This is a genomic window from Salinivibrio sp. IB574, from assembly GCF_001996205.1.
Lineage (GTDB): Bacteria > Pseudomonadota > Gammaproteobacteria > Enterobacterales > Vibrionaceae > Salinivibrio > Salinivibrio proteolyticus.
Genome location: NZ_MUFN01000062.1, coordinates 1 through 3995, shown reverse-complemented (window position 1 = coordinate 3995; position 3995 = coordinate 1). Strand labels below are relative to the sequence as shown.

Genomic DNA, 3995 nt, shown 5'->3' with positions numbered 1-3995 from the left:
CCTTGACTGTTGGTGACCCCAGCAAACTCTGCTTCGGCATTGTAGTGGTAGCGAGTCACCGCCCCGAGAGGGTCAATCGCCTGTGACAATAAGTCAAACGCATCGTAATCGAACGACTGGCTATGCCCCAGCGCATCGGTGACTTTGACCAGATTGCCTTCAATGTCGTATTCAAAGTAAGCGGCAGTGCCATCTTCATAACAAACGCTGCTTGGGGTGAGGCTATCGTTTTGGTAGTGCCACGTCCGGACCAAGTTATTGTCACTGATGCGTCGGCATAACCGCCCTTGGCGATCGTATTCAAACCGCATACCCATGCCCACTTGGGGCGCTACGCGGGCCAATAACCCGAGTTCATTGTAGGTATAGCGCGTGGTGGTGCCATCGGGCTCCGTCAGGCTTTCTCGGTGCCCTTCTGGGGTATAAGTCAGCGTGGTTTCCCGCCCTTCAGGATCGGTTGCGGTAATCACATCCCCTTGTGGGTTGTATTGATACGTCCATGTCGCACCTTCAGGGTCGGTATAACCGAGTAGATGACCTTCCTCGCTGTACTGATAAGCATGCACCGCCCCATCCGGCAGCATCACGTCGGTTACATTCCCCCAATCATCATAGGCATAGAAGGTTGTCTCACCCAATGCATTGGTTTGGCTAATTAGGTTGTCGTTATCCCACGTTTGAGTGATGGTGCTACCATCTGGCGCCACGGTTTTCACCACGCGGTTGCGTTCGTCTAAGTGGTAAGCGGTAATGCCACCAAACGCATTTTTGTAGTAATGGATCCGCTGCTCGTCGTCGTAGCGGATGTGGTCGTTCCAGTAGTCCNAGTCAGCGTGGTTTCCCGCCCTTCAGGATCGGTTGCGGTAATCACATCCCCTTGTGGGTTGTATTGATACGTCCATGTCGCACCTTCAGGGTCGGTATAACCGAGTAGATGACCTTCCTTGCTGTACTGATAAGCATGCACCGCCCCATCCGGCAGCATCACGTCGGTTACATTCCCCCAATCATCATAGGCATAGAAGGTTGTCTCACCCACTGCATTGGTTTGGCTAATTAGGTTGTCGTTATCCCACGTTTGAGTGATGGTGCTACCATCTGGCGCCACGGTTTTCACCACGCGGTTGCGTTCGTCTAAGTGGTAAGCGGTAATGCCACCAAACGCATTTTTGTAGTAATGGATCCGCTGCTCGTCGTCGTAGCGGATGTGGTCGTTCCAGTAGTCCCCCGCACAGCGTGTCGCAAGGGCTCGGCCTTGCTCATCGTAATCATGCTCAACCCAAGTCTTGGCCTTATCTTGCCAACGAATAAGGTGGCCGGCTTGATTGTATTGGTAGTCRAAATTCCGTCCCGCTTCCGCACGCACCGAGAGCAAAAAGCCCTGGTCGTCATAATGATACTGCGCCAATTCACGGATCACTGTTTTATCGAGCACGACCTACGGCTGCGTCTAAAAAAGAACCCCACCTAAAAAGGCGGGGTTCGTCATCAACCTCAAATCCGCCACTGCGGACTTTCTCATATACTGTACTATAAAACAGTCTTAAGTTCCGACAGTAAAAAGGAGCCAAAATTATCAGCGACTTTTTCAGTTATTCCATCAGCTCCATACCTAACAATAGGATTTTCTCCATCTGACCCTATGATTTTAGTATCTATCGCATAAAATGTACCGTCATCTAAACCATAGATAAGCACCAGATGATCCGGCAAACCAGAAGCCTTACGTTCATGCAGCGTCAACCAGATAGCATTTGGTACCGAAGATCTCTCAAAATTATCATCAATCAATCCATAAAACTCTAAACCTTCAATATCTCCACACCCCAGTTTTTTTAAAAAAACCTGATATGAAGGTGGAAATTTTAAGTTTAAAGCAGACTCAGCCTTTTCAATCAGAGTAATATCTTTTTCACCCTCGAAATCACCACCAAAATCACTTATCAGCTGAAAAGCCTCATTTAAATCATTCATATTAAACAACCTCATAAAATTAAAAATCTTTTGCCCGATCTTTCCAATAGTCTGTTCGCCATTTGTTGAACGTAGATCTATCAATTCCTGAAGGTGTTGAGCTAGGATTGATATGAATAACCCTACTGTTTTTCTGATGGAACGTCTGTGTGACTTCAGCAATCGAGCCATTATGCTTTTGCGTCATATGATGCAAATTAATCGATTTCCCATCAGGCCCAACTGGTGCTAATCCCTTTTGCATCCTTTCCAAGTTTGTTCGTCCGCGAGCATCTACTAATTTAGGATCAATCAAGTCGTTTCTCTGAAAAACTCTATTTCCTCTAAAAGTAGTGGAATCAGTCCAAAACTTCCTTCCACTACTTGTAACATTATCCGTAGGACACCCCGCCAACCCCAGCGGATCCACCCACTCTAGTGGGTTGGCAACATACGCCTGCGGCCTTAACCCGCCCGCAAACCCTATTGGGTCAGGGCTAAGATACTGGCCACTGTCTGCATCGTAATAACGGTTTACGTTATAGTAAAGGCCCGATTCTGCGTCTTCGAGTTGCCCTTGGTAGCGAAGGTCACACTGTATACTGTCGTTGGCCGCTTCTTCGCGTCGTTGCCAGTGGCGTTGTGATTGCCCGTGGTAATGACCCCACAGCGCTTGCTCGCCCCGCCAGACAATATCACCTTGCTCATTACACAGCTCTTGCGGTGTGCCCGCGTGGTCGGTCACGATGTAATGCAGCTCGCTGCCTTGATTATGGTGAGTCACTTGCGCCATCGGGCGGAAGCTGCCTGGCTCGTAGAGGTATTCGGTTTGTTGCAACACCTGCCCATCAGCCGTGGCCTGTTGTTGCTGCACAATATGCGCGCCGTCCCACAGGTAGTGAGTCTGTGTTTGGCTGTGCGGACATTCTTTGGCGATGCGTCGCCCAAAGGGGTCGTAGCGGTAGCGATACCGCGTGCCGTTGGGCAGTTCAATGTGGGTTAAGCGGTCATCCGCGTTCCAGCTAAACCGCGTCACCTGTGGCCGGTAACCCGTTTTATGCTCTGTTTTTTCAATCACGCGGCCGCAAGCATCATAGCGATAACGAAAACGGCCCGTTTCTAATACACGCCCTGCGCGGTCATGGCGGCGTTTTTGGCGTTGCACCCGCGCATCGGCCAGTGACACGACGTGTTGCTGTTGGCTGTATTCGGTCGCAAATCCCGTCTCATTGAGGTTCAGTTCGCTGTCGTAACCAAACAGGTGCACAAATCGTCCGTTAGGTTGCGAGGCTTTTTGTTGTCGTGCCCCAATCACTTGGCCATTAGGGTTAAGCATAAACCGATGACTGCCACGGTGGTTATCATCGATTCCGATTAAGCGGTCAAGCGCGTCGTAATGGTAACACCGCAACGGGTCTTGGTGTTGGCCCAGCCCTTGTTGTGTCAGTAGGCCTCGCTCACTCCATTGATGGGTTAAACGAAAACCTTGTTGGTTACCTCGCTGTTGCTCTTGCCCTTGTGGGGTATAGGCAAAATCAAGCGGCTGGTGAGCACCGATTTGAACCTGTGTCAGCTGATGATGGTGCCAGTCATACTGGCGCGCGGTTTCTGTGCCTTTAGCCTCTATACGGCGTCCCGCTTCATCGTACTGATAAGCCAGTGTGGTGCCATTAAGGGTTTCTTCCACCAATAACCCTGACGGGCTATAGCGTAGCCCTACCCACGCGTCACCATTTTCGGCGTAGGTCAGGCGGGAGGCCGCATCGTATTCATACCAGGTTTGCCCGGCCGGTGCGCCCGACGCGTCAAGGGTGTGGATGTGGCTAACCCGCCCCCCTTGGTCGTAATCGTATTGGTGTTGATAGCCATCAGGTTTGGTGTGACGACTCAGCCGCCCTGCTGCGTCGTACTCGTACTGCTCAACGCGCTTATCATAGTGCTGCTGGCTAACTACACGCCCTTGTTTATCAAAGGTATAGCGCCAGTCATGGCCTTGACTGTTGGTGACCCCAGCAAACTCTGCTTCGGCATTGTAGTGGTAG

General features: G+C 50.8%; 3 protein-coding genes and 1 pseudogene. All 4 read right to left on the bottom strand.

The window, feature by feature from the left end:
• Positions 1–719: pseudogene (locus BZJ17_RS17555) on the bottom strand (hypothetical protein); the annotation flags it as partial.
• 14 nt (positions 720–733) lie between these two features.
• Complete coding sequence (locus BZJ17_RS17550; protein WP_241836842.1) at positions 734–1435, bottom strand: hypothetical protein; 702 nt, start codon at positions 1433–1435, stop codon at positions 734–736.
• Between the two features lie 95 nt (positions 1436–1530).
• Positions 1531–1974 carry an SMI1/KNR4 family protein gene (locus tag BZJ17_RS16915; RefSeq protein WP_157893207.1) on the bottom strand — a complete coding sequence of 148 codons (444 nt, stop codon included), beginning with the start codon at positions 1972–1974 and terminating at the stop codon, positions 1531–1533.
• Between the two features lie 19 nt (positions 1975–1993).
• On the bottom strand, positions 1994–3995 hold a 2002-nt coding region (locus BZJ17_RS16910; protein WP_198534223.1), incomplete at its 5' end, for an HNH/ENDO VII family nuclease.